27 protein-coding genes are annotated in these 24,571 nt (G+C 68.8%); 16 read left to right on the top strand and 11 right to left on the bottom strand.

From position 1 onward, the window contains the following. Positions 1 to 111: 111 nt before the first annotated feature. The 3 genes from RJ05_RS24695 to RJ05_RS24685 all read right to left on the bottom strand — a co-directional run bounded on the left by RJ05_RS24695 (position 112) and on the right by RJ05_RS24685 (position 4,261). Positions 112 to 846, bottom strand: a complete 735-nt coding sequence (locus RJ05_RS24695; RefSeq protein ID WP_036541205.1) for a helix-turn-helix domain-containing protein — start codon at positions 844 to 846, stop codon at positions 112 to 114. Between the two features lie 328 nt (positions 847 to 1,174). Next, entirely contained in the window at positions 1,175 to 2,263 is a 1,089-nt protein-coding gene (locus RJ05_RS24690; RefSeq protein WP_036541218.1) for a glycoside hydrolase family 183 protein, read from the bottom strand. Between the two features lie 162 nt (positions 2,264 to 2,425). Beyond that, entirely contained in the window at positions 2,426 to 4,261 is a 1,836-nt protein-coding gene (locus RJ05_RS24685; protein WP_036541202.1) for an acyl-CoA dehydrogenase, read from the bottom strand. A gap of 233 nt (positions 4,262 to 4,494) precedes the next feature. On the opposite strand from RJ05_RS24685, the gene RJ05_RS24680 reads away from it, so the two are divergent. Further along, positions 4,495 to 5,100, top strand: coding sequence for an alpha/beta hydrolase family protein (locus RJ05_RS24680; protein WP_036541200.1), 606 nt, complete (start codon positions 4,495 to 4,497; stop codon positions 5,098 to 5,100). Positions 5,101 to 5,278: 178 nt separating this feature from the next. On the opposite strand, the gene RJ05_RS24675 is transcribed toward RJ05_RS24680, so the two are convergent. The 4 genes from RJ05_RS24675 to RJ05_RS24660 all read right to left on the bottom strand — a co-directional run bounded on the left by RJ05_RS24675 (position 5,279) and on the right by RJ05_RS24660 (position 9,598). Next, the gene (locus tag RJ05_RS24675; RefSeq protein ID WP_036541198.1) at positions 5,279 to 5,968 is read right to left on the bottom strand and encodes a class I SAM-dependent methyltransferase; all 690 of its coding nucleotides are present in this window, start codon (positions 5,966 to 5,968) and stop codon (positions 5,279 to 5,281) included. 247 nt (positions 5,969 to 6,215) lie between these two features. Then, positions 6,216 to 7,436: an erythromycin esterase family protein gene (locus RJ05_RS24670; protein ID WP_036541217.1), complete on the bottom strand. Its 1,221-nt coding sequence runs from the start codon at positions 7,434 to 7,436 to the stop codon at positions 6,216 to 6,218. A 137-nt stretch (positions 7,437 to 7,573) separates the two neighbouring features. Then, a complete protein-coding gene (locus RJ05_RS24665) occupies positions 7,574 to 8,677 on the bottom strand; it encodes a glycoside hydrolase family 183 protein (protein ID WP_036541196.1) in 1,104 nt (367 codons plus the stop codon). A gap of 159 nt (positions 8,678 to 8,836) precedes the next feature. Further along, entirely contained in the window at positions 8,837 to 9,598 is a 762-nt protein-coding gene (locus RJ05_RS24660) for a crotonase/enoyl-CoA hydratase family protein (RefSeq protein WP_036541194.1), read from the bottom strand. Positions 9,599 to 9,794: 196 nt separating this feature from the next. On the opposite strand from RJ05_RS24660, the gene RJ05_RS24655 reads away from it, so the two are divergent. Beyond that, positions 9,795 to 10,559, top strand: coding sequence for a crotonase/enoyl-CoA hydratase family protein (locus RJ05_RS24655; protein WP_036541192.1), 765 nt, complete (start codon positions 9,795 to 9,797; stop codon positions 10,557 to 10,559). A 161-nt stretch (positions 10,560 to 10,720) separates the two neighbouring features. Here RJ05_RS24655 and RJ05_RS24650 read toward each other — a convergent pair whose 3' ends face one another. Next, positions 10,721 to 11,500: an alpha/beta fold hydrolase gene (locus tag RJ05_RS24650; protein WP_036541189.1), complete on the bottom strand. Its 780-nt coding sequence runs from the start codon at positions 11,498 to 11,500 to the stop codon at positions 10,721 to 10,723. Positions 11,501 to 11,751: 251 nt separating this feature from the next. On the opposite strand from RJ05_RS24650, the gene RJ05_RS24645 reads away from it, so the two are divergent. From RJ05_RS24645 to RJ05_RS24635, 3 genes are all read left to right on the top strand, one after another. Continuing rightward, positions 11,752 to 11,985: a hypothetical protein gene (locus RJ05_RS24645; protein WP_036541187.1), complete on the top strand. Its 234-nt coding sequence runs from the start codon at positions 11,752 to 11,754 to the stop codon at positions 11,983 to 11,985. Then, on the top strand, positions 11,972 to 12,268 hold the full coding sequence (locus tag RJ05_RS24640; protein WP_036541184.1) for a hypothetical protein: 297 nt from the start codon (positions 11,972 to 11,974) through the stop codon (positions 12,266 to 12,268). The genes RJ05_RS24645 and RJ05_RS24640 overlap by 14 nt, the downstream gene beginning before the upstream one ends. 155 nt (positions 12,269 to 12,423) lie before the next feature. Then, positions 12,424 to 12,756: a hypothetical protein gene (locus tag RJ05_RS24635; RefSeq protein WP_036541181.1), complete on the top strand. Its 333-nt coding sequence runs from the start codon at positions 12,424 to 12,426 to the stop codon at positions 12,754 to 12,756. 20 nt (positions 12,757 to 12,776) lie between these two features. Here the strand turns inward: RJ05_RS24635 and RJ05_RS24630 are convergent, their stop codons facing one another. Beyond that, positions 12,777 to 13,079 (bottom strand): DUF1905 domain-containing protein, encoded by a 303-nt coding sequence (locus RJ05_RS24630; RefSeq protein ID WP_036541180.1) that lies wholly within the window; start codon positions 13,077 to 13,079, stop codon positions 12,777 to 12,779. A 93-nt stretch (positions 13,080 to 13,172) separates the two neighbouring features. On the opposite strand from RJ05_RS24630, the gene RJ05_RS24625 reads away from it, so the two are divergent. After that, a complete protein-coding gene (locus tag RJ05_RS24625; RefSeq protein ID WP_036541177.1) occupies positions 13,173 to 14,384 on the top strand; it encodes an acyl-CoA dehydrogenase family protein in 1,212 nt (403 codons plus the stop codon). After that, complete coding sequence (locus RJ05_RS24620; RefSeq protein WP_036541215.1) at positions 14,381 to 15,811, top strand: LLM class flavin-dependent oxidoreductase; 1,431 nt, start codon at positions 14,381 to 14,383, stop codon at positions 15,809 to 15,811. The genes RJ05_RS24625 and RJ05_RS24620 overlap by 4 nt, the downstream gene beginning before the upstream one ends. A 36-nt stretch (positions 15,812 to 15,847) precedes the next feature. Here RJ05_RS24620 and msrC read toward each other — a convergent pair whose 3' ends face one another. Beyond that, positions 15,848 to 16,330, bottom strand: a complete 483-nt coding sequence (gene msrC, locus RJ05_RS24615; RefSeq protein ID WP_036541175.1) for a free L-methionine (R)-S-oxide reductase MsrC — start codon at positions 16,328 to 16,330, stop codon at positions 15,848 to 15,850. A 96-nt stretch (positions 16,331 to 16,426) separates the two neighbouring features. Here msrC and RJ05_RS24610 point away from each other — a divergent pair, with 96 nt between their 5' ends. From RJ05_RS24610 to RJ05_RS29545, 9 genes are all read left to right on the top strand, one after another. After that, positions 16,427 to 17,812 carry a styrene monooxygenase/indole monooxygenase family protein gene (locus tag RJ05_RS24610; RefSeq protein WP_036541173.1) on the top strand — a complete coding sequence of 462 codons (1,386 nt, stop codon included), beginning with the start codon at positions 16,427 to 16,429 and terminating at the stop codon, positions 17,810 to 17,812. A gap of 126 nt (positions 17,813 to 17,938) precedes the next feature. Then, positions 17,939 to 19,054, top strand: coding sequence for a dimethylsulfone monooxygenase SfnG (gene sfnG / locus RJ05_RS24605; protein ID WP_036541213.1), 1,116 nt, complete (start codon positions 17,939 to 17,941; stop codon positions 19,052 to 19,054). Then, on the top strand, positions 19,051 to 20,160 hold the full coding sequence (locus RJ05_RS24600; RefSeq protein ID WP_506330607.1) for an acyl-CoA dehydrogenase family protein: 1,110 nt from the start codon (positions 19,051 to 19,053) through the stop codon (positions 20,158 to 20,160). The genes sfnG and RJ05_RS24600 overlap by 4 nt, the downstream gene beginning before the upstream one ends. After that, entirely contained in the window at positions 20,111 to 20,290 is a 180-nt protein-coding gene (locus RJ05_RS33130) for a hypothetical protein (protein ID WP_506330606.1), read from the top strand. The genes RJ05_RS24600 and RJ05_RS33130 overlap by 50 nt, the downstream gene beginning before the upstream one ends. A gap of 17 nt (positions 20,291 to 20,307) precedes the next feature. After that, positions 20,308 to 20,820 (top strand): NADPH-dependent FMN reductase, encoded by a 513-nt coding sequence (locus RJ05_RS24595; protein WP_036541171.1) that lies wholly within the window; start codon positions 20,308 to 20,310, stop codon positions 20,818 to 20,820. Next, positions 20,813 to 21,310 (top strand): flavin reductase family protein, encoded by a 498-nt coding sequence (locus RJ05_RS24590; protein WP_036541168.1) that lies wholly within the window; start codon positions 20,813 to 20,815, stop codon positions 21,308 to 21,310. Before RJ05_RS24595 ends, RJ05_RS24590 begins: the two co-directional genes overlap by 8 nt. 162 nt (positions 21,311 to 21,472) lie before the next feature. Then, a complete protein-coding gene (locus RJ05_RS30615) occupies positions 21,473 to 21,796 on the top strand; it encodes a hypothetical protein (RefSeq protein ID WP_036541166.1) in 324 nt (107 codons plus the stop codon). Beyond that, positions 21,793 to 23,010 (top strand): hypothetical protein, encoded by a 1,218-nt coding sequence (locus RJ05_RS24580; protein WP_051016881.1) that lies wholly within the window; start codon positions 21,793 to 21,795, stop codon positions 23,008 to 23,010. Before RJ05_RS30615 ends, RJ05_RS24580 begins: the two co-directional genes overlap by 4 nt. Beyond that, positions 23,007 to 24,017, top strand: coding sequence for a DUF8176 domain-containing protein (locus RJ05_RS29545; RefSeq protein WP_051016880.1), 1,011 nt, complete (start codon positions 23,007 to 23,009; stop codon positions 24,015 to 24,017). Before RJ05_RS24580 ends, RJ05_RS29545 begins: the two co-directional genes overlap by 4 nt. A 13-nt stretch (positions 24,018 to 24,030) precedes the next feature. Here RJ05_RS29545 and RJ05_RS32010 read toward each other — a convergent pair. Next, a partial coding sequence (locus RJ05_RS32010) for a helix-turn-helix domain-containing protein (protein ID WP_036541164.1) occupies positions 24,031 to 24,571 on the bottom strand: 541 nt, incomplete at its 5' end.

The raw sequence follows: 24,571 nt of genomic DNA, 5'->3' as shown, positions 1-24,571 counted from the left end.
ACACCCGGGTGATCACCGATATCGCTACCGGCAGAGAAGTTTCGCGGACCACGCGCACCGTGAAATACGATCCGATCCCGATCGTCAAATGTGAATAGTGGCCTGCGGTGGTCAGCGTCCCGCGCCGGGCACCAGCCGGTACAGCAGCCACGGCCGCAGCGGGAATTCCGGCGCGTAGATGCGCGCGATCAGGCCGCGGTTGCGCCGGGTGACGGGGTCGCGCACCAGCACGCGATCGCGGTGCAGCTCGTCGGGCCGCAGCGGAGCGGTCCACATCCGGTCCCATTCCGGCGCGCGCCCGCAACGGTCGGCGATCTCGGCGATGCGCTTGTCGTCGGCGAGTCCCGGCGACAGCACGCGGAACGCGTTGACCAGCAGCCGCGCCTCGGCGGACCATTCGGGCAGCACCGCTTTGGCGGCCGGGTTCAGGAACATCCATTCCAGCGCGTTGGTCCCGGCCTCCACGCCGGGAAACCATCGCTGATACGCGGAATTGGCGGCGACGATATCGAAGGTCGGAAATACCTGGAAGCAGGCGGGGTGGGTCAGGCTCTGCAGATCCGCCAGGTCGTCGGGTGTCGGGGTGTCCGGGACCGCACCGATCCCGCTCGGCAGGAAGTCCGGGCGCGTCAGGCTGCTGATATGCCCGCGGAACCACACCGGAACCTGTAGTGCGTCGAACAGGTGCGTCAGGGTCTCTGAACTCGGTTCGCGCGCACCGCTTTCCACCTCCTCGGCGACCACTCGCGGAATACGGGCCCGTACCGCCATTTCGGCGCAGCTCATTCCTACCGAATGCCGCCGTTCCCGAACGTATTCGCCGATCGTGTAGCGCTGTTCGATCATGTCCCCTCACCGCTTTCGCCTGAAACCACGAAACCGGCACAGCTGAGCGCCTCGAAATCGCCTCTGCCGCGCCGGATGTCACACTGCGCAAAACTCGGTACCGAGAAGGCAAACGATAGGCGCCGATCCCTACCTCGGCGCATTTCTACACCGAGTCGTCGCTCATTCGTTACCCAGCCTTCGAAAGCATTGCAGCGAAAGGCAATCGGTATCGCGCGCAGAGTATTGCACACGTGTCCGCCCGCGCGGGCAGCGGCCTTCGCCGAGCAGATCGGCGGGGAAAATGCCTCGCCCCGGGGTAAACCGGCGACGAATTGCCGGCTCGCCGCTATAGCGGAGTGCGCATGAGGATGACGTTGTACTGGATGTGCACGGTGAGCAGGAAGTACAGGTCGCCGCCGGTCTGATAGGGGTAGATCATCGGCGCGTAGGCCGTGGGCAGTGCGGCCGCTTCGACCAGCGTGCGCGGCGGGCTCCACGGGCCTTCCGGGGCGGGCGCGGTGCGCAGCACCACCGAATTGGCGGGGTCGGTGGTGAGCATGACGTACTGGCCGAGGTGATCGTTCCACTGCACCGACAGTTCGGCGACTCCACCGACGATCGGCGTTGCGGCCTTGGCATCGTTGGGTTTCCAGCCGTGGCCGTCCCAGTACTCGTAGGCGTCCAGGTTGGCGATCTCGTGCTCTTTCACACGCGAGATGTATCCGGCGTGGTCGCGTCCGGCGGGCGTGCCGTATTTGTAGACGTAGCCACCGCTCTTGACGAAGGCGTTCTGCTGGAACTTCTCGAAACCGTCGACGTTGGCGCGGCGGGTGGTGGGCAGCTGCGCCCAGGTCTGACCGCCGTCACCGGAGACGGCGAGGGTCGCGAAATTGGTGTCCCACTTGCCGTGATCGCCCCAGTGCCGCACCGACATCATGGACATGTACTGCACCCCGCCCACGGAGATGCCCGCGGTGGGGATGAGGCTGATCTCGATGCCCGGAATCTTCGGGCTCGGCAGCGGATTGGGCACCACACCGTCGAACATGATGCCGTCCGAGGGATCCGGATCATGGCTGCGGAACAGCACATTGCTGGTCCAGGCCCAGACGCTGCCCGCGAGCAGGTTCGGCACGCCGAGCCCGGCGCTGTCGCCGAAGGCGGTGATCATCCCGCCGCGCCCGTCGTCCCACATGATGCCGAGATCGGTGCCGAGCACATTGGCGTGGTGGGTCCGGTTCGGGCTGTCCATCCCGGTGACCTGGAAAACCGCCTGCGTCGGCCCGGGCAGTGCGGGCAAACCACGCGGCTGACCATTGAACCCGGGAATCGGATTGACGTTGTTCGGATCCGCGACAGCAGGCCCCGCGAGAACCATCGAACACACCGCCCCCACCGCCCCGGCGCGAGCAAGCGCAGCCAACGACCGGTTCAGCTTCACCGTTTCCTCCTGGCCAGATCCCACCTGTTCCGAACGCAAGGAGAACCTTATCCGGGACGGCTGACACCTGCCAGGCGGAGACAACCCCCGGACACGCGAAAAAGCGGCCCGGAAAAGAATTCCGAACCGCTCTTTCGCTTATGCCTGGTCGCTACCTCAGAAGGCGGCTTCGTCCAGCTCCATGATGTCGTTGTCCAGGTTGGACAGCACGGTGCGGGTGGCGGTCAGCTCCGGCAGGACGTTGCGGGCGAAGAACTGCGCGACCGCGACCTTGCCCTTGTAGAACGCCTCGTCGGCGCCGGTGACGCCCTCGTCCAGCTTGGCGCCGGCCACCTCGGCCTGGCGCAGCAGCTGCCAGCCGATGAGCAGGTCGCCGACCGCCATCAGGAAGCGCACCGAACCGAGGCCGACCTTGTACAGCTCGGTCGGCTGCTCCTGGGCGCCCATCAGGTGCCCGGTCAGGGTGGCGGCCATGGCCTGCACATCCTCGAGCGCGGTGGCCAGCAGCTTGCGCTCGCCCTTGAGCCGGCCGTTGCCGGCCTCGGAGTCGATGAACTTCTGGATCTGGCCCGCCACGTGCGCCAGCGCCACACCGCGGTCGCGGGCGATCTTGCGGAAGAAGAAGTCCTGCGCCTGGATGGCGGTGGTGCCTTCGTAGAGCGAGTCGATCTTGGCGTCGCGGATGTACTGCTCGATCGGGTAGTCCTGCAGGAAGCCGGAGCCACCGAAGGTCTGCAGCGATTCGGTCAGGTACTGGTAGGCGCGCTCGGAACCGACGCCCTTGACGATCGGCAGCAGCAGATCGTTGACGCGGAACGCGGTGTCCTTGTCCGCACCCGAGACCAGCTGGGCGATGTCCTCGTTCTGGTGCGCGGCGGTGTAGAGGTACACCGCGCGCAGGCCCTCGGCGTAGGCCTTCTGCATGGCCAGCGAGCGACGCACGTCCGGGTGGTGGGTGATGGTGACGCGCGGGGCGGTCTTGTCGGTCATCTGGGTGAGGTCGGCACCCTGCACGCGCTCCTTGGCGAAGTCGAGGGCGTTCAGGTAACCGGTCGACAGGGTCGCGATGGCCTTGGTGCCGACCATCATGCGCGCGTTCTCGATGACGTCGAACATCTGCGCGATGCCGTTGTGCACCTCGCCGACCAGCCAGCCCTTGGCCGGGATGCCGTGGCCGCCGAAGGTGACCTCACAGGTGGCCGAGACCTTGATGCCCATCTTGTGCTCGACGTTGGTGACGAAGACACCGTTGCGGTCGCCGAGGGTCTGGGTCTCGAAGTCGAAGTGGTACTTCGGCACGAAGAACAGCGACAGGCCCTTGGTGCCGGGTCCCGCGCCCTCGGGGCGGGCCAGCACCAGGTGCATGATGTTTTCGAAGAGGTCGTCGGAGTCACCGGAGGTGATGAAGCGCTTGACGCCCTCGATGTGCCAGGAGCCGTCCTCCTGCTTGATGGCCTTGGTGCGGCCGGCGCCGACGTCGGAGCCCGCGTCGGGCTCGGTCAGCACCATGGTGGCGCCCCAGTTGCGCTCGGCGATGATCTGAGCCCACTTCTTCTGCTCATCGGTGCCGTTGTTGTAGAAGACCTGCGCGAAGCCGGCGCCCGCGCCGTACATCTGCGCGGGCGGGTTGGCGCCGAGGATCATCTCACTCAGCGCCCAAACGACGCTGGAGGGCGCGCCGAGGCCGCCGAGCTCCTCGCGAACGCCGACCTTCATCCACTCGCCGTCTTCGAGGGCGCGGTAGGACTTCTTGAAGGCTTCGGGGAGGCTGACGGTGTGGGTCTCGGGGTCGAAGACCGGCGGGTTGCGGTCACCCTCGACGAAGGAGTCGGCCAGCGGGCCTTCGGCCAGGCGCCGGACCTCGTTCAGCATTTCCTTGACGGTGTCGGTGTCCAGGTCGCCGTAGGCGCCGCTGTCGAGCACCGAGCCGATGCCGAGCACCTCGAAGAGGTTGAACTCCAGGTCGCGGACGTTGCTCTTGTAATGGCCCATGTCTGCTACTCACTCTCCATCGAGTTGGTGCGGTCGGTTGTTCTGCCGTTCCCGCCCGTTGTCGCCTCCGGGTAGCCATACCGGTTTTCCGCATGCTACTCGCGGGTAACTTATTTGCCATATTACCGGCCAGTAAGGCGGTCGCAAAGGCGAAAACCGGCAATGTGACGCGATGAACACGCCACCCGCCATCGGGCCGAAGGCCGGCAGCTGACCTGCGGTTACTGTGAGGTGTGCGGATCGAGACGAGTGCCGGGCCCGCCGAGGTGCAGCTGCGCAAGCCGCGTGCGGCGACATTCCTGCTGCTGCTGACCCATGGTGCCGGTGGCGGCGTCGATGCCAAAGACATTCTCGCTGTTCGCGATTCGGCGCTCGACGCCGGTGGGGCGGTCGCCCTGGTGACTCAGCCGTACCGGGTCGCGGGCGGGCGGGCGCCGGGGTCGGCGGTGAAACAGGATGCGGCCTGGGTGGAGACCGTCGCGGCCGTGCGCCGGCGGGCAGGCAAGAGACTTCCGCTCATCCAGGGTGGGCGCAGCAATGGGGCACGGGTGGCGTGCCGGACCGCGCTCCAGGTGGGGGCGCGCGGGGTGATCGCGCTGTCGTTTCCGCTGCATCCGCCGGGCAAGCCGGAGAAATCCCGGCGCGAGGAGCTGCTGGCGACCGGCGATATCGAGGTGGTCGTGATCAACGGCGGCAGCGATCCCTTCGGCATCCCGGATCCGAGCGATGCCGCCGAGGTGTGCGTCATCCCAGGTCAGCCGCATTCTTTCCGGACCGGCTTCGACGTCATCGGCCAAACGGCGGGGGCGTGGTTGCGGCGGTGGAGCGCCGAGGAATAGAGCTGGCGCGTCGCCGGTGCTGTTCGGCCGACCGAGTGACGGTTCGGGACAGGGCCGCCGCGTACAGAGGACTGCCCGGCGGGCGATGTGGCCTTCGGGGCCTGCTACATCGTGCTGGAAGCCGATGCGCACCGGTCGATATGGCGCGTTCGCCGCCGGGGCCGGTAGCCGGCGCCGCTCACGCGGTCGGCGGCGTCGTCTCCGGTTCGAGATCCGCCCGACTGGCGATGACAAGTGCGTCGATGGCGTCGCGTCCCTCGGTCGGTCGCTGGATGCGATCGGCGACACGGATGTGGATATCGGGCAGACCGGCGAGATCGGTGACGATGTCGTCGGGCGTGAACAGGATGTCCGGGTCCTGAGGGCCACCGTAGCCGTCGGTGAGGTTGGTGCTGTCGTGGCCGAGCACGAGCAGCGTGCCGCCCGGGCTCAGCAGTTGGGTCACCTGCCGCAGCAGCGGGCGGCGCTGGGCGGCAGGCAGATGCAGGAACACCATCAGCACGAGTTCGTAGGGGTCGGTGATCCCGGTCGACTCGAAGTCGGTGAGATCGGCGCACTGCCAGGTGAGCCGCTCCCGGACCGACCGCGACAGCCGGGTCGCGACCGTCCGGCCCTTATCGATGCCCACCTGCGAGAAGTCCACCGCGTGCACCCGCCAGCCGTGGGTCGCCAGCCATAGCGCGTTGCGGCCCTCGCCGCAGGCCAGATCGAGGGCGCGAGGCAGATCGGGGACGACGCCGTCCGGGCCCGGATGCAGCGGGGTCGCCCGGTCCAGGCCGAAGACGTGCTCCACCACGGTGCTGTTCGGCGGTGCGCCCCACACCAATTCACCCTGCGCGTACCGCGCATCCCATTCGGCCGCGTCCATAACGGCCAGTGTATTGACCGTGGGCACGGGGGCTATCGACCGTGGTTACGGACGCCGGATGAACGCGGCGCGGCGGCTCGGCGCGAGGACGGCGCCCGGTTGCTCCTTCTCCCCGCTCACCGTCATCGTGAGCCGGGGTCGACCTGCGACCAGGCCGCTCGGCGCGACGTGACCCGGACACCGACCCGTCGACGGTGCCGGGCCAGGAGGAACGCGCTGCGGGAGTTACCCGAGCGGGACCCTGAGATCAGGCGGCGAACTCCGGCAACCACTCCACCGGCGTCGCCGCACGGATGTGGATCAGCGCGTCGAACGCGTCGGCGAGCGAGTCGACCGCGATGAAGGCTTCGTCGTCCTTGGCCGGGTCGTAGACCCCGCTGATCGTGCGCAGTTTCGCCGGTCCGCGCCGCCACCGGTCGACCGGTTCGGGAGCATCGCCGTGCAGATCGACGAAGAAGGCCGGTAGATCGACCGCGCCCAGTTGGGCGTCGATCAGCTCGGGCGCCGGGTCCGGTGCGATCGCGAGACCGAGATCGCCATGGTGGAAGCCGACCGCGACGGCGCGGTACCGCTCGCCGAATTCGGCCCGCAGATGGACCCCCGCGCCGCGGAACCGGTCCGGATCGGTGCGCCCGACCCCGGCATCCGAACCCGCGATATGGCCGATTCCATCCCAGTAGACGATCTTGGCGCCGGTCCGCCGCTGTCGCTCGATGATGGTCTCGGCCGAACGCCGCTCGTCCCTGGCGAATCCGCCCTGGCCGGCGACGCTGTACTGATGAAAATCGAGGATCATCCGCATACGCGCGGCGATGGTGTCGGGGACGGACAGGTGTTCGATCAGGCGCAGGGCGTCACGGGCGTGCTCGACGAACGGGCGGCCGGGATGAATCCCCTGGTGACGCTGGACATGTTCATCGACGCGGTGCGCCGTGCGGATCGGTTCGAGATGGGATCGCAGCTGCGCCAGCGCGTCCGGGGCGTGTTCACGGACGTGATCGAGGACCGCGTCGTAGTCCGCGGGTTCGGCGGCGGGTGGCTCGATGCCGAAGACGGTGACCGGATCGTCGGGATGTTGCTCGTTGAACGCCCGGATCCAGTCGAGGGCGGCCACCATGTCCGCGGTCCGCCAGGGCCGCCAGGCCCCGCCGAGCGCTGCCGCCGGATCGCCGTGGCCGGTGCGGACGTACGCGTCGAGCCGGTCGCCGGAGCGGGCACCGTCCTGGATCGCCAGTGCCCGGAAACCGTGCTGCTGCACCAGCGTCCGGAAGATGCGCTCGCGCACGCCGAAGGTCTGCCGGGAGAACCGGGTCGACTCGCCGATGCCGACGACGGTCGCCTCGGCGAGTCGCGCGATCAGCGGTTCGAGATCGGCGGCGACGGTGTCGGCTTCGGTGCGCACCGGCCTGGCGCGCGCACGCAGCCATTGCTGTACTTCGGTGGTGTCCGAGCTCAGTTGCGCGGTCATGATGTCCTCCCGGCTGTGGTGTGTCAGCCCAGGCTCGTACATCAACCATTGTTGAGGTCAAGCTCGTCGGTAGTTCCCGGAAAACGCGTCGATGCCCGCGCGAGACCACGCGGGCATCGACGACAACGGAGGCGGACCTACAGTCGCGTGCGCATCAGCAATACGTTGTACTGGCTGTGCACCGTGGTGAGGAAGTACAGATCGCTGCCGGTCTGGTACGGGAAGATCGAGGGTGCGTAGGCGGTGGGCAGCGCACGGGTGTCGATCAACACCTCGGGCGCACTCCACGGACCCACCGGCGAGGACGCGCGGCGCATGACGACCGAGTTCCACGGGTCGGTGGTGAGTGAGATGAACTGGCCGAGATAGTCGTTGTACATCACCGACAGCTCGCCGACGCCGTGCATGATGGGCGCCGCCTTGTTCACGTCGCGGATCCAGCCTGCGCCGTCCCAGTATTCGTAGGCGCCGAGGTTCTGCATATCGGGCTCACGCACCCGCGAGATGTAGGCGGCGTTGTCGCGGCCGGACGGCGTGCCGTAGACGTAGACGAAGCCGCCGTCCTTCACGAAGGCGTTCATCTGGAAGTTGGCGTTACCGCCCTCGTTCGGGCGCCGGGTGGCGGTGAGATCGGCCCAGGTCTCGCCGTTGTCGGCGGAGGCGGCCAGGCCGGAGAAGTTGGTGGTCCATTCGCCGGGCTGATCCCAGGTCTTCACCGACATGGTGCTCATGTACTGCACGCCGCCCACCGAGATGCCAGCGGTGGGGATGCGGCTGATCTCGAGGAACGGAATCTTCGGGCTCGGAATCAGATCGCGGGCCTGGCCGAAGACATCGCGCACCACGCTGTCGAAGTAGATGCCGCCGGAGGGGTCCTTGGTGTGGCTGCGCACAAGGATGTTGCTGCGCCAGGCCCACATGCTGCCCGCGAGCAGGTTCGGGAAGCCGACGCCCGCGGTATCGCCGAAGGCGGTGAGCATCTCGCCGTGGCCGTTGTCCCACATGATGCCGAGGTCGGTGCCGAGCACGTTGTAGTTCTGCGTGACGTTCGGGCTGGCCATGCCCGTCACCTGGAAGACGGCCTGAGTGCGGCCGGGCAGATTGGGCAGACCGTTGGTGCCGTTGAGCACCGGGATCGGGTTGATGGCGTTGGGGTTTGCCGTGGCCGGGGCGGTCGCGGTGAGAAGCAGGGCCGAGGCGCCCGCGAGCGCGGACATCAGGATGGACGCAGTTCTGCTCACAGGCTGAGCCTCCGGGGTCGCGCCGAAACGGGCCTCGATCCACGGAACGCACGCGTGTGTCGTGCACCACATTTCGACTGGCTGGCAAATCGTCGGAAATGCTAGCAGTGAAATCCCCAGAATTGGGGGGTTGCGCGTTCGACCGGCCGTTTCCCAAATCTATATCGGTGTTTTTCCACCCGATCCCAATGCCCGCCGCACGATCAGCGGCAACTGCGCAGCACGCTCGAGGGCGAAGGCGCGGCGCGCCGATGCGTGCCAGGCCCGGTCGATGAGCCGCTTGGCGGCGGCGACGGCCTCGGGTGGGCGGGCCGCGATGCGGTCGGCGAGCTTCTCCGCCTCGGCCATCGGATCGGCGCTGATCTCGGTGATCAGCCCGATGCGGGCGGCGTGGGCGGCGTCGACGGTGTCGGCGGTCATGGCGAGCAGCAGGGCCTGGTCGGCGCCGACGAGCCGGGCCAGCGTCGCGGTGCCGGTCATATCGGGGATGAGGCCGTGCTTGACCTCCATCACCGAGTATTCGGAATCGGGAGTGCCGAAACGGAAGTCGGCGGCCAGCGCCAGCTGCAACCCGCCGCCGTAGCAGCGGCCGTGCACGACCGCGATCACCGGCACCGGCAGCCGGCGCCAGGCCCAGCACGCCTCTTGGAAGGCATTGGTGCCGCGCCAGGGCAGCGGCACGAAATTGCGCACGATGGCGAGCGGATCGGCGGTGGCCTCGGCGAGATCGAGTCCGCTGCTGAAACTCGGCCCCGCGCCGGAGAGGATGACCGCGCGTACGTCGCGGCGTCCGGCCACGGTATGCGCCGCCTCGGCCAGATCGCGCAGCATCTCGATGGTCAGGCCGTTGTGCTTGTCCGGCCGGTTCAGCGTGACGTAGGCGCGTTCGCCCTCGAATCGAACCGCGATATGTGAGCCCATGGCATGATCTTACTCTTCGGTAAGTTCGGCCGTCGGGCTTGGTGCGTTCCGGCTATCACTTGTCCGTGGCAGCGGTTCGCTGAGCGGGAGAGCGAGCCGAAGCCGGGTCACGCGCGCCCCGGCTCGAATAGTGTCGGTCCCGGTGGTCGTCGACGATCCGATGACGGCCAGGTGCTGCCCATCGAGAGGACATCCCATGACCGATCTGGTGCTGGTCGAACGGCGTGATGCGATCACCGTGCTGACCGTCAACCGTCCCGAGGCCCGCAATGCCATCGACCTGGCCACCGCCAAGGCCATCGAGGCGGCCGTGGACGCGTTCGAAGCGGATGTGCAGGCCCGGGTCCTCGTCCTCACCGGCGCCGGCGGCACATTCAGCGCCGGAATGGATCTGGTCGCCGCCTCGCGCGGTGAGATGCCGGTGACCCCGCATCGCGGACCGCTGGGGATCGCGGCGAAACCGCCGGTCAAGCCGATGATCTCGGCGGTGGAGGGCTATGCCCTCGCCGGTGGTTTCGAGCTGGCCCTGTCCGGCGACATGATCGTCGCCGCGCGCGACGCGCAGTTCGGAATCCCCGAGGTCAAGCGCGGGCTGGTCGCGGCCGGCGGTGGCGTGCTGCGGCTGACCCAGCGACTACCGCGCAGCACCGCGGCCGAACTGGCCCTGACGGGCGGGCGGATCAGCGCCGAGCGGCTGTATCAGCTCGGCCTGGTCAACCGGGTCACCGAGCCGGGTGGCGCGCTCGATACCGCGCTGGAGCTCGCCGCCGAGATCGCGGCGGCGGCCCCGCTCGCGGTCGCGGCCAGCAAACGGATCATCGATGAATCGCCGGACTGGAGCATCGCCGAGGCCTTCGCCAAACAGGGCGAGGTGGCGTTGCCCGCACTGTTCTCCAAGGATGCCGCCGAGGGTGCGCTGGCCTTCGCGCAGAAACGAGATCCGCAGTGGCAGGGTCGCTGACCAACTAGCCGCTCCGCCCGGCCGTCGCCTCGCAGGGGGAGGCGACGGCCGGGCACTCTCGGCTCACCGAGTCGATTCACCTGGACTCCGGGCGTGCCCGCGGGTTGTCCTGGCAGGAGAGCGTGCCGGCTTCCTCGCAGGGCAGCGGCGGCCGGCGCGGGTCAGCCGAGCCGGTCCAGCAGCACTCGCGCGCAGCCGGCGGGGTCGTCGTAGAACGGTGTGTGGCCGCTGCCGTGCAGTGTGATGTGTTCGGCTCCCGGCAGCACGGCCTTCGCCCGGCGGGCCTGGGTGGCGTAGGTCAGCAGAATGTCGCGGTTGCCCCACGCGATGGTGACCGGCAGGCCGGCTAGGGCGCTCGGATCGGGCAGGCGGAAGTCGGTGAAGGAGGCGAGGGCGTCGTCGAAGCCGGGGGCGTCCATGGCGCCGAGTGCGGTGGCGACGGCGATCTCGGTGTCCAGTGCCCACGGCTTGCCGATGACCAAGCTCAAGAAGGCGGTCCGCCCGGCCGCGGTGCCCAGTACTTTCCGCAGCGCGGGACGCAGACGATTGCCGATGGCCTTCGACTTGCCCAGCGACTGCTGGCACCAGATCCGGCCGGCGGTATCCCAGAAGCCGATCGGCGAATATGCCGTGACCGAGCGGGCCAGTCCGCGGGCGCCGAGGGTGAGCGAGATGCCGCCGCCCATCGAGTTTCCCGCCAGGTGTGGATCGGCGATGCCCTCGGCGGCGAGGAAGTCGGCGAGGGCGTCGGCGAGCGTGGCGACGGTGGTATGCGGCAACGGCTCCGATTCGCCGAAGCCCGGCAGATCCACCGCGATCACCTCGAAGGATTCGGTGAGTGCCGGGATGACCGGCTCCCACACCTGCCTGCGGCTGCCGACGCCGTGCACAAGGACCAGGGGGTCGCCGGTGCCGAATCGGTCGTAGCGCAGGGTGCTCATGGTGGACTCCGATCGCTGTTGTCGGCCGCCGGGGCCGACTCGTGGCCCGATGGACTGTCCGGTCGACTCGGGCTCAGGCCCTCGGGCGGTTCACTTCTGGGCCGCCAGGCGGACTTCGTGGTTGGCCGTCCGACGGACTTCGTGGGGGCGTCAGCCGGACTTCGGTAGGCGGTCAGATTAACAGCAGGCGAGTGCTGTCAGTTCGTTTCCACGGGTGGGCAGCTCACCCGGTGACCGGTACGATAAATGGTATGGCAACGCGTAAGGTCACCCTGTCGCTGGACGAATCCGCCTGGTCGTTCGCCGAGCAGGCCGCCGCCCGCGCGGGCATGTCGCCGTCGGCCTGGATCTCCAAGGCCGCGCGCCGCGAAGCCGTGCGCACCGGCGTCGGGCCGATCCCCGAGCCCGCCGACATCGCTGCCCAGGCGGCGAGCGACGCGGCCGAGATGGCCGCCGCGGAGGAGGCGATGCGTGCGCAGGGGTGAACTCTGGCTGTATCACCCGCACGGATCGCCACGACATCGCACCGTCGTGCTCATCAGCAGCGACGGCATCAACGAATCCCCGCGCCCCTGGCTGATCGCCGCCGAACTGCTGGATGAGGATCCGCAGGACATCCTCGCCGTCCCGCTCGGCTCGCTCGGCTGGGTGCACGCGGGAAACATCGGCCGGATCTATCGCGGCTGGCTGGCCGAACGGGTGGACGAGGCCGACGCCGAGACGATGGATCGACTCGATACCGCGCTGCGCGCCGCGATGGATCTCTGAGTACCTGTGGAATACCCGGAAAACGTCGTTTCGGGTTGCGGAGTTCGTATCGCTGCGACTACACACGGGCGTGGATCCGCGACCTCACGCGATGCGGACCCGCCGGACCGGCGCCATCGCCGGCCTGGCTGCTACACCCCTGAGAGAGGAATTCGGTGCGGATCAAGCTGATTGCCACGGCGCTCATCGCCCTGCCGCTGCTGGCTGCGTGCGGCGGCAGCGATGCCGAGGCGGCCACCGTCACGGAGGCGGACCTGTCCAAATCCATGCAGGACAAGGGCATGCAGGACAAGGCGCTCGCCGATTGCGTGGCGAAGGTCTTTGTCGCCGAGGGCATCTCCCAAGACGGATTGCGCACGCTGCTGTCCGGCGAGCACGACCCGCAGTCGCCGGACGCGGAGAACTTCGGCATGAGCAAAGAAGACGCCGACAAGACCCGCGCGGCGCAGGCCAAGATCGTCACCGAATGCGTGAAGCTGCCGAGCTGACCCGATGAGCGGTGCGCGGATCAGACCGCGACGACGATCTCGATCCGCGCCCGCGACCCGGCCACCAGATCCTCGGCGACGCGGACCGGCTTCTTCACCGGCAGGATATAGGTGGCCCGTGATTTGTCGGGGAACAGCGACGTCGACCACCGGCTGTCGCCGATCGTGACCCGGACCCGCACCGAGCCGAACCCGCCCGCGCGGTGTCCGTACATCTCCTCGATCTCGTCGGCGATGTCTTCGGGCAGGTCGACGAAATGCCATGAGCCCTGCCCGTGGTGCTCCCACAGCCGCGCCGTAAAGGTGTACCGCCCGCCAGTCACGACGTGACCATAGCCCGGGGCACCGACAGGTGCGTTTCGATCGCGCTGCGCGTAACCGGTGATCTCGGCGGCGGGCTGGGCGATCGTTGGCCGATGACATCCGCGACATCTGTTTCCGACGCTGAGCTGGACGCGACTTTCGCGCCGATTTTCGACCGGATCGCCGCGGGCGCGGTCGAGCGGGAGATCGACCGGAGATTGCCGCACGAGGAAATCGGCTGGCTGAAAGCGGCCGGCTTCGGTGCGCTGCGGGCGCCGGTGGACGCCGGTGGCTTCGGCGTCACCGTCCGGCAGCTGTTCCGGCTGCTCATCGACCTGGCCGCCGCCGAATCCAATCTGCCGCAGGCGCTGCGGGTGCATTTCTCCTTCGTCGAGGATCAGTTGCTGGCCGCACCCGGGCCCACCCGCGACGCCTGGCTGCGCGCGGTCGGGGCGGGCACTCTGGTCGGCAATGCGATCACCGAGCCAGGCGTGGGCGCCGTCGACCGCTACCGGACGACGCTGACCCGTCAGGGCGAGCATTGGCTGCTCAACGGCGTCAAGTACTACAGCACGGGCTCGCTCTACGCCGACCACATCCTGGTGGCCGCCGACCGCGACGGGGAGCGGGTCGGGGTGCTGGTCGACGCCGATGCCGACGGGGTCCGTCAACACGACGACTGGGACGGTTTCGGGCAGCGACTCACCGCCAGCGGCACCACCGAATTCACCGATGTCGTGGTGACCGAGGAACGCATTGTCGGCCCCGGCTACGGTGCGCCGGGCCCCACCTATGCCACGTCATATCTGCAACTGGTCCAGCTCGCCGTGCTCGCGGGCATCGCCGCGCGAGCCGAACGTGATGCCAGGGACTGGGTCATCGAACGCACCCGCACCTACACTCATGCCGCCGCCGACCTGCCGCGCGCCGATCCGCTGGTGCAGCAAGTGATCGGACGGTTGTCGGCGGCCGCGTTCGGGGCGCGCGCGAGCGTGCTCGCGGTGGCCGATGTGCTCGACGAGGTGCTCGCCGGCGGTGCGACCGACGAAAGGGCGCTGGCCGCAGCCGAATTGGCGGCGGCGCAGGCGCAGCTGGGCGTCATCGATACCGTGCTCGCGGCGACGACCCAGCTGTTCGAGGTGGGCGGGGCGTCGGTGGTGTCGGAGCGGCTGCGGCTGGACCGGCATTGGCGCAATGCCCGCACCATCTCGGTACACAATCCGGCGATCTTCAAGGCGCGGGCCATCGGTGACCACCTGCTCAACGGCACCGACCTGCCGTTCGCGTGGAGCGCGGGCGCGCGCGGCGAGGCGGTGGCGCGATGAGCAGGCGGATCCGGTTCAACGCCTTCGATATGAACTGCGTTGCCCATCAGTCGCCCGGACTGTGGCGCCATCCCGAGGATCAATCGCACCGCTACAAGGACCTGTCCTATTGGACCGAGCTGGCGAAACTGTTGGAGCGCGGGCGGTTCGACGGCATTTTCATCGCCGATGTGCTCGGCACCTACGACGTCTACGGCGGCGACGACACCGCGGCACTGCGCCAGGCCGCGCAGATCCCGCTGGCCGACCCGCTGCTGTTGGTGTCGGCGATGGCAGCGGTCACCGAACATCTCGGTTTCGGCATCACCACCGGTACCGGATTCGAACATCCGTACCCGTTCGCGCGCAGGCTGTCCACGCTCGACCACCTCACCAACGGACGGCTCGGCTGGAACGTGGTGACCGGCTACCTGCCCTCGGCGGCACGGAATTTCGGCGCCGACGATCAGCTCGACCACGATGAGCGCTACAACCAGGCCGACGAATACCTCGAGGTGCTCTACAAGCTGTGGGAGGGCTCCTGGGAGGACGACGCCGTGGTCCGCGACCGCGAACGCGGCATCTACGTCGACCCGGCCAAGGTGCACCACATCGGGCACCGGGGCAAGCATTTCACCGTCCCCGGTGTGCATCTGTCGGAGCCGTCGCCGCAGCGCACCCCCGTCATCTATCAGGCGGGCGCCTCACCGCGCGGGGTGCGGTTCGCGGCCGAGAACGCCGAGGCCATTTTCATCGCCGGTCCGTCGAAACGAGTACTCGGGCAGACGGTGTCGCGAGTGCGCGATGCGCTGGAAGCGGCCGGCCGCGATCGTTACGCCGCTCGCATCTACGCCCTGGCCACGATCGTCACCGATGCGACCGACGACGCCGCACACCGTAAGCACGAGGAATACCTGTCCTATGCCAGCGTGGAGGGCGGGCTGGTGTTCATGTCCGGCTGGATGGGTATCGACCTGTCCGGTTATGACCTCGACGATCCGATCGGCGAGGTGCAGAGCAACGCGATCCAATCCGCGGTGGCGGCCTTCCAGGAATTCGACGACGACGGCCGGGAATGGACCGTCCGCGATATCGGCCGGTGGGCCGGCATCGGCGGCATGGGTCCGGTATTCGTCGGCTCCGGTGAGACCGTCGCCGACCGGTTGCAGGAATGGGTCGACGACACCGACCTCGACGGGTTCAACCTGGCCTACGCGATCACGCCCGGCAGCTTCGAAGACATTGTCCGGCACGTGGTTCCGGTGCTCACCGAGCGCGGGGTGTACGCCACCGAGTATCAACCGGGCACGCTGCGCAACGCACTGTTCGGTGCCGGTGATCGGCTGCCCGAAGAACATCGTGGGGCGCGGTATCGGCTCGGCGGTCCCGGATCGACCGCGTTGCCGGATGAGGCCGTCCGCCGGGTGGCCGCGGCGCGTACGGCGTAGGTAGCGGGGCCGGAATCTCGGCCCCGCGCCGCACTCTCAGAACGAGGCGAGAAAGATCCCGGCCACGGCCTCCAACCCGAGGCGGTCGATGGTGTCGAAACGGGCGGGCAGCGGGCTGTCGAGATCGAGGACGCCGATCAGCTCACCCTCGCGCACCAGCGGCACCACGATTTCCGAGCGGGTGTCGGCGTCGCAGGCGATGTGGCCGGGGAAGGCGTGCACGTCGGGGACGAGCTGGGTGACCCGGGTGGTGGCAGCGGTGCCGCAGACCCCTCTGCCGAGGGCGATCCGCACGCACGCGGGTTTGCCCTGGAACGGGCCGACCACCAGCTCGTGCCCGTCGAAGAAGTAGAAGCCGGCCCAATTGAGGTCGGGCAGGGTGTGGAACAGCAGCGCGGACAGGTTCGCGGCATTGGCGATCCGGTCGGACTCGCCGGCGACCAGCGCCCGCGCCTGTTCGGCGAGCCCGCGGTACTGCTCGGTGCGGTCCCCGCTCAGTTCGGTGACGGTGAACGACATGCCGCCATGGTAGGCGTCATCGTCATGCGGTCTCCCTATTGATTCTGGGTGATCGCAATACTGCCGGAAGCGATTAGGCGCCAGCACCATTCACCCATGACAACGCAGCATTCCGCTTCCCGCTCCACCCGTTCGGCCGCGGTGATCGGCGCCGGCCAGACCGGCGTCACTGCGGCCCTCGGCCTGCTCGACGCAGGCTTCGACGTCACCCTCTACAGCGATCGCGATCAGCGCGCGCTCCGCGACGATGTGCCCGCCACCGGCACCGCGCTCGAGTTCGGCGAGACCCAGCAGGCCGAGGCGGCGCTCGGCCTCGACAGCTACACCGGGCGCGCGCCTCGGCACACCGGGCTCAGCGCGCGCATCGTAGGGCCGGACCAGGCCGAGCTCATCGCCTTCGACGGACAGTTCGACGGTTATGTCGGCGTCGCGGTCGATACCAGGCTCAAGGCCGACGAGCGGCTCACGACGTTCCGTGAGCGCGGCGGCGCTTTCCTCGTCGAGCCGGTCACGCCCGAAACGCTGGACACCATCGCGGCGGCCAATGACCTCACCCTCGTCGCGACCGGCAAGGGCGGGCTGTCCGAGCTGTTCGCCGTCGACCCGCAGCGCACCGTCTACGACAAGCCCCAGCGTTCGCTGCTGACGGTCACCGTCACCGGGCTCGGCCACGATCAGGGTGTGTTCGCCCATCGTGGCCCGGCCGGTGGCGCGCACAGCGGCTTCTCCATCATCGCCGACCAGGGTGAAGGCTGGTGGGGTCCGTACCTGCACAAGGACGCGGGCCCGAGCTGGGCGTTCCTCGGCTGGGCGCGACCGGGCAGCGAATGGGAATCGCGGTTCGCCGCGGCTGATTCCGCTGAGTCCGCGCTGGGCATCGTCAAGGACCTCTACCGCGATTTCGCCGAATGGGACCTGCCCGAGGTGCTCGCCACCGAGGCGATCGCCGATGATCCGCACTCGTGGCTGAAGGGTGCGGTGCGGCCGGTGGTCCGGTCCGGAGTCGGGCATACGGCCAACGGCCATGTGGTCGCCGCGCTCGGTGACAGCGCGGTCGCCTACGACCCGATCGCCGGGCAGGGCGCGCAGAGCGGCTTGATCCAGGCGCAGCGGCTGATCGCCGCGGCCGCCGTGCACGACGGACCGTTCGACGCGGCCTGGTTGCAGGCGCAGTACGACGGCTTCCTCGCCGCCCGCGGCGACGCCGCGAACAAGGTGACCAGGCTGTTCCTCAGCGATCCCGCGCTCGGGGAGATCGCCGAGCCGTTTTTCGCGGCCGCGGCCGTCGATCCGCGGTTCGCGTCGGCGCTGGTCGGTCTACTGCACCGGCCGCAGCCCCTGCTCGCCATCGACTCGGCTGCCGACGCCGCCGCCTACATCACGCAGGTCACCGGTGTCGACGCGACCGAGCTGCTGGGACGGTTCGTGCCCGCCTGCCGGTTCGAGCGCTCGTCGTTCGCGCCGGCGCTCGCCGTGGGCTGACCCCGGCGATCCGATCGCACAGATTCAAACCCTCGTCCGGTGGCCGGCCCGGTGCTGGAGTGGATGGTGCGCCGACCGTCCGCCCGGTACCGGCCCGGCACCGACGAACCCGACCTTGGAGCAACTATGACCACCGAGCAGATCGCCGACCGGATCCGGTTCGCCTATTGGGTGCCCAATGTGAGTGGTGGCCTGGTGACCAGCGATATCGAGCAGCGCACCGGCTGGGATTTCGAATACAACAAGAAACTGGCGCAGACCGCGGAGAACAACGGTTTCGACTACGCGCTCTCGCAGGTGCGCTACACCGCCTCCTACGGTGCCGAATTCCAGCACGAGTCCACCTCGTTCAGCCTGGCCCTGCTCGGCGCCACCGAGCGGCTGAAGGTGATCGCGGCGGTGCATCCCGGGCTGTGGCATCCGGCGGTGCTGGCGAAATTCGGTGCGACCGCCGACCATCTGTCCAACGGCCGATTCGCCATCAATGTGGTGTCCGGCTGGTTCGCCGGTGAATTCACCGCGCTCGGTGAACCATGGCTCGAGCACGACGAAAGGTACCGGCGCAGTGCCGAATTCCTCGAGGTGATCCGAAAGATCTGGACCGAGGACGAGGTGAACTACGGGGGCGATTTCTATCGCATCCGTGATTTCACGCTGAAGCCGAAGCCGCTCAATACCCCGGAACGTCCCAATCCCGAACTGTTCCAAGGTGGTAACTCCACGGCGGCGCGCCGCAACGGTGGTCGCTACGCCGATTGGTACTTCTCCAACGGCAAGGATTTCGACGGCGTCACCGAACAGCTGGACGATCTGCGTGCGGTCGCGCGCGAACATCAGCGTGAGGTGAAGTTCGGCCTCAATGGGTTCATCATCGCTCGCGACACCGAGAAGGAAGCTCACGACACCCTCCGCGAAATCATCGAGAAGGCGAACAAACCCGCGGTGGAAGGTTTCCGCGATGCGGTCCAGCAGGCCGGTGCCGCCACCCGCGACGGCAAGGGGATGTGGGCCGATTCCACGTTCGAGGATCTCGTGCAATACAACGACGGATTCCGCACCCAGCTGATCGGCACACCTGAGCAGGTGGCCGAACGGATCGTGGCCTACCGCGATCTCGGCGTCGACCTGATTCTCGGTGGGTTCCTGCACTTCCAGGAGGAGATCGAGTACTTCGGGGCAAAGGTGCTGCCGCTGGTGCGGGAACTGGAGGCGGCGCGCGAGCCCGTCGCGGCCGGACGATGACCGCCGTCGCCGCCGGCCGCGTCACCTCGGCCGCGCACGCTCGGGCGGTGGCGACTCGGCTCGCGCGCGAATTCGCCGAGGGGGCGGCGGCTCGGGATCGGGATCGAGCGTTGCCGTATGCGGAAATAGATCGGCTGGCTTCCTCTGGACTGCTCGCCGTCACGGTGCCCGCCGAGTACGGCGGGGCACAGCTGCCGCCGAGCGTCGTGGCCGACGTGGTGCGGATACTCGCCGCGGCCGACCCGAATATCGCGCAGATCCCGCACAGCCATTTCGTCTACCTGAACCTGCTGCGGTTGGCCGGTTCGCCGCAGCAGCGAAGCCGGTATTTCGGTGCGGTGCTCGACGGCGCCCGGATCGCGAACGCGCAGTCCGAGCGCACGGGTTCGACGGTCGCCGACATCTCCACCACGGTCCGCCCGGAAGGTTCCGGGTTCCGCATCGACGGCACGAAGTTCTATTGCACCGGATCGCTGTTCGCCGACATCCTCGCCGTTCTCACCAGACTCGACGACCCGGAGAACCGGACCGGTCTACCACCGGGGGAGTACGTCGCGTTCTTGCCCGCCGACACCGATGGCGTCCGGATCATCGACGACTGGCAAGGCATCGGTCAGCGCACCACCGGCAGCGGCACCGTCGAGTTCGACGCGGCGCTGGTGTCGGGTGATCAGCTGGTCGCCCGCGCGGCGGCGGTCGGCGCACCCAGCGGCTATGGCGCGTTCGCTCAGCTGCTGCACGCCGCGATCGACACCGGTATCGCGCGCGGGGGTGGATCGGGCGGTGGACGATCCACTGCTGGTCCAGCGTTTCGGGGAACTCGCCGTCACCGTGCGAACAGCGGAGGCCACGCTGGCGGCCGCCGGTGCTGCCGTCGACTCCGCTACCACAGCGGATGCGCACGACATCGAACTGTCCGAATCAATCGGGACCGGCACAATGTCGGGTGGTGCGGCGTCGCCGGACCCGGCTCGGCCCGACCAGGGACGGCTCGCGGCCGAGGCCTCACTCGCCGTCGCCACCGCCAAGATTGTCGCCGACCGCGCCGCCAACGAGGTGGCGTCGGCGCTGTTCGAGGTTTCCGGAACCCGCAGCGCCGCAAGTGAAGCCAACCTGCACCACTTCTGGCGCAATGCCCGCACGCATACGCTGCACGACCCGGTCCGGTGGAAGTACCAGCACATCGGTCGGTCGGTGCTGCACGGCACACCGCCACCGCTGCACGGTGTGATCTGAGGAGTGAGGAGACGAAAGTGACAGTGACGGTGGTCGTCGGCAATCCGAAACCGGCCTCGCGCACCCTGACCGCGGCGACGCTGCTCGCCCAAGCCCTGCGTCCGGAATCCGAACCCACGGTGGTGGATCTGGTGTCGTTCGGGCCTGCCCTGCTGACGTGGGGCGATCCGCAGGTCGGCGAGGCGGTGCGGACGGTCGCGTCCGCCGAGCTGGTGGTGTTCGCCAGTCCGACCTTCAAGGCCACCTACACCGGCCTGCTGAAACTGTTCCTCGAACAGTTCGACGGCGGCACCGGCTTGGCCGGTGTGGTCGCCGTGCCGCTGATGCTCGGCGCGGGTCCGGCCCACGCCCTCGCGCCGGACCTGTTGCTCAAACCGGTACTGGTGGAACTGGGCGCCACCACCGCGCTGCCCGGGCTCTACCTGTCCGACCGAACCTTTCACGACGATGGCGTCATCGCCGACTACGCCGAACGCTGGCGGCCGGTGGCCGGCGCGCTGGCCGGAACGGAAGTGCCGAATCATGGATGAACTGTTCTCATCGCCCGCCGACGGCGCGGGCCTGCGGCGGGCGTTCGCGAACTTTCCCAGCGGCGTCGTCGCGGTCTGCGCCCAGGTCGACGGGGTACCGCACGGATTGGCGGTGGCGACCTTCGTGCCGGTCTCGCTCGACCCGCCGCTGGTGTCGTTCTGCGTGCAGAACACCTCGACCACCTGGCCGCGATTGACCGGCGCCGATCGGCTCGGGCTGAGCCTGCTCGGCACCGAGCAGCAGGACGCCGCCCGCGCCCTCGGCAGCCGGTCCGCCGATCGTTTCCAGGGTCTCGACCTGCATCACGGCAGCGGCGACGCGGTGTTCATCGACGGAGCCTCGGCCTGGATCGAAGGGACCGTGCACGCGCAGGTCCCGGCGGGCGATCACCAGGTCGTCATCCTCGGCATCGATCGCATCGCCACCCATCCGCACCGCGAACCGCTCATCTTCCACGGCTCCCGTTTCCGGTTGCTGCGCGCAGGCTGAGCCACGACGCGCCGCGGTCAACCGGGCGCGACACGCGCGGGCGTCCGGTTTCGGTCGTGGGGGTTGCGGTGTCCCGCTGGGTAACCCATCGTGGAAGACGCTGGGTCAGGGCTTTTGTTCTACAGTCCAGTCGTACCCGAACGACGAGCGAAGGGGGCCGAAGTGGCGCGAACTGTGCGGATCGATCCGGATGCGGTGAACACCTACAAGGTGGTCGCGGATCAGGTGGCAGGTGAGCTCGCGGGTGCGGCGGCCCAGTTGGAGCCGGGCACCGATATCGCTCGCATCGCCGCGGGAGTCGGGCTGCTCGGCGCCGACTTCGCCACCGAGTTTGTCGCGGCCGTCGGCGACGACCACACCGCGTTGACCACCGCCGCGACGCTGGTCACCGCCTACGGGCAGACGGTGCAGGGGCAGGCCGCCGCGGCCGCCGACCTGGACGCCACCGCCGCCACCGCGCTCGGCCGGGCGGGTGAGCAGGCATGAAACCGATCTCCGATCCGCCCATGGTCACGGTGTTGGCCGAACCGCTGCGGCGCTTGCGTTCCGGGCTCGGCTCCGGCGCTCCCGCACCCGACCAGCAGGTGCTCGGTGCGTTGACCACCGCCTCGGCCACCGCCGACGCCACCGAATCCACCCAGACCCGTGGCCTGCACGCACTGGAATCGTCGTGGTCGGGGCAGGCCGCCGATACCGCGGTGCCCGTCATCCGCACCACGCGCAGCGAGATCGGCGCCGTCGCCGACCGGGGTCCGCAGTACGCGGCGCTGCTGTCGGACGCGCACAGCACCAGCAGCCGCGCCGCCCGCGAGGTCGACGTCATCATCGACGATTTCCGTCGCGACGCCCGCGCCATCCTGGACACCGCCACCTCGGCCCCGGAAACCGACGCCGTGATCGACCGTGCCGCCCAAGCCATCCGGGAGGCGCTCGGCGTGGTGAACACCGCCCAGGGCGAAATGGACGGCCACCGGCAGCGGTTGCGTGATATGGGCCCGATGACGATGACCACCCCGCAGGGCGTGCTCACCACCCCCGGCACCACCATCCCGGGAACCACCACCACCGTGCCGGGCACCGTGCCCGGCCAGCCGATGGATCCGGCGTTGGTGATGCAGTTGCAGTTGCAGCAACAGCTCGTGGCGGCGGGCGTGCAGCTGGGCACCACCGCCATCGATGCCGGGGTGGAACTGGGGACCAAGATCATCGACCGGATCGCCGACGTCGGCCTGAAAGTGGTCGACACCGTCGGCGCGCAGGCAGGCACCGCGATCGAACAGGCCCTCAACCCGGGCAAGGCGGACAACGCCGAGACCGGTCCGGCCTCGACCGCGCCGGCCGGCACCCCGGGTAACCCCGTCCCGCCGAAGGCATTCGACTTCGGTGGCGGGCCCGCGCCGAAACCGGAGACGGCACCGTCTGCCCCCGGTGCCGCGATGGCGGCTCCGCCGCCACCCCCGCCGCGTTCGATTCCGGCCGAACCCAAACCATCCGACAACGGCGGCGGTGGCGGGCCGTTCGCCGCCCCGCCCCCGGCCCCGGGTGGGCACCACGGCGGCATGGTCATTCCGCCGGGCACCGGTCAGGGTGGCGGCGATCAGGAACGCAAGCCTCGGCCCGGGCAGCTCGGCGTTACCGTCCCGGCGGCCCTGCCGACCATGGTCACCGCACCCGCGATCGGCGCCGACGACGACCGATGAGCGACAACCCGTTCGACCCCGGGCTGCCGATGGTACGGGTGCCGCCCCGTAAACGCGGACGCCGGCGCAGGCCACCGCCCGAGGGCGACGCCGCTGCACGTGCCGGCGCTCCCGGTGAGCGCGAAGGCAACTGGGACGACTGGCTCGAAACTCCCACCGGCCCATTGGAACCGCCCGTGGCCGCCGAACAGCCCGCCGATGAGCAACTGGAGCAGTGGCAGCAGGAACCGGAATACGACGCCCCGGAGGAGACGGTCGCCGCCTACCGCGATCATGAACCGTCCCTGCTGCCGCCGTTGATCGATCGCAGCGGCAAGATCGGCGGTGGCCGACGCACGCCTCGGGCCAAGCGCTCGACCAGCGAAGACGGCAAAAGCGGCGGCCGCGCGCTGAGCATTTTGATGGGTGTGGGCTTGGCGATCGGTATCGCGGCCGTCGCCGTGGTGATCTCGACCTCGACCGATGACGGCGAGAAGCGCACCGTCTCGGCCGATGTCCGCGGGCAGCCTCCGCAGCCGTCCGGGCACGCCAACGGCGGCGATCAGCTGCCAACCAGCACCGCCGCTCCCACCTCGGCACCGCCCGAGTCGCCGGTCGAAGCACCGCCCTACGCGGCCGACGGCTGCGTGCAGCAACTCGACGGCACCGGCGGGGCCGTCGTCTCCGGAACACCCACCGGCGGTACCGGTTCCGGCGCCGACGCGATCTTCGGTTTCGAGCACGCCTATTACGTCGCCCGCGACGGTCATCGCGCCCGCAATTTCGTCACCGCCGACGCCGCCGTCTCCGACGCCGCGGGCATCGACCGCGGCATCGCACAGGTCCCCCTCGGCACCCGCTACTGCGTCACCATCACCCCACTCGCCGATTCCGCTCCCCAGCGCTACCTCGTCGACCTGGTCCAGCAGTACCCCGGCGAGCCCCCCGACACCTTCCACCAGATCATCACCGTCGCCACCCTGGACGGCCACACCCGCATCACCCGCATCGAGAAGGCACCGAGCTGACCGTGGTTGTGAGTTAGATGAGCAGCGACGACGGCGCGCGGCCAACCATGTCCCGCGCTGTCCGCGACAGATGCGCCTGATCGGCGAACTCCGCGTGCGCTGCCGCGGCGGCCACCGTTCCGGCGGGCAGTACGCCGATGGCGGTGCGCAGCCGTTGCCACCGGCGCAGCCGAGCCAGCGGAACGCCGACCTGCTCGTCGACGAGGCGGCGCAACCGCGGTGCGGAAAGTCCGACCGTCCGCGCCAGCTCGCTCAGCGTCGGCACCTCGAGCAGATTCTCGAGCGCTCTGGCTACGCGCGGATCGAGATGGCCCGGCCGTCCGGCGAGCCGGGTGATCTCCTGGCGGATCGCGGCCAGGTCGGGTGCGCCGTCTAGGTCATCGGAGATCGCCAGCGCGTCACGGAGTCGTCGCTTGCCGCGCTGGGACAACGCGATCGGCCCGGTGCCGCGCGGCAGTGGCGGGGTGTCGAGGAAGATTCCGATGTAGCCGTCGGAGATACGGCTGGAATGCGGCCATCCGGGCGGGACCAGTACGGCCGGCGATGTCAGGATT

This window comes from Nocardia cyriacigeorgica NBRC 100375 (genome assembly GCF_000308555.1).
In the GTDB taxonomy this organism is placed as follows: Bacteria; Actinomycetota; Actinomycetes; order Mycobacteriales; family Mycobacteriaceae; genus Nocardia; species Nocardia cyriacigeorgica.
This window is presented reverse-complemented; position numbering and strand designations above follow the sequence as displayed.